1 protein-coding gene is annotated in these 811 nt (G+C 65.4%); it reads left to right on the forward strand.

Annotated elements, in window-relative coordinates:
• Positions 1–793: IS3 family transposase (locus tag NKI49_RS33225; RefSeq protein WP_352695946.1), on the forward strand; the 793-nt coding region annotated here is incomplete at its 5' end.
• Between the last annotated feature and the right edge of the window lie 18 nt (positions 794–811).

Genomic DNA, 811 nt, shown 5'->3' on the forward strand with positions numbered 1-811 from the left:
GGAGCTGCGTGGTCGGCTGCGTGACCTCGCCAACGAGCGCCGACGCTTCGGCTACCGGCGGCTGTTCATCCTGCTCAGGCGCGAGGGCGAGGCATCTGGGGTCAACCGCATCTATCGGCTCTACCGCGAGGAGGGCCTGACGGTGCGCAAGCGCCGGGCAAGGCGGCGAGCGGTCGGCACGCGGTCGCCGATCCTGGTCGAGGCAAAGCCGAACGCGCGCTGGTCGCTGGATTTCGTCCATGACCAGTTCGCCTGCGGCCGGCGGTTCCGGGTGCTCAACATCGTCGACGACGTGACGCGCGAATGCCTGGCGGCGATCCCGGACACGTCGATTTCCGGCCGCCGGGTGGCGCGTGAACTGACGGAACTGATCGCCCACCGCGGCAAGCCCGGCATGATCGTATCCGACCACGGCACCGAGTTCACCTCGAACGCCATTCTCGCCTGGGCGAAGGATCATCGGGTGGAATGGCACTACATCGCGCCGGGCAAGCCGATGCAGAACGGCTATGTCGAGTCATTCAATGGACGGATGCGCGATGAGCTCCTGAACGAGAGCCTTTTCTTCGGCCTGGATCACGCCCGCAGTGCCATCGCCGAATGGAGGGAGGACTTCAACACCGCCAGGCCACATTCCTCGCTCGGATACCAGACCCCGGCAGCCTATGCCGAGGTCATCACCGCAACCGGCTCCGACGCTGCGCTAATCGAAGGCTCCGCGCCTCCGCCGGTTGCTCAACCCGCGCCACAAGGCGTAACAAAAACGGTCGAGGCTCTAATCGCAGCTGGATGACAGTTCAGTGGCAGGTCA

The sequence above is a fragment of the Mesorhizobium sp. M0587 genome, assembly GCF_040320945.1.
Taxonomy (GTDB): domain Bacteria; phylum Pseudomonadota; class Alphaproteobacteria; order Rhizobiales; family Rhizobiaceae; genus Mesorhizobium.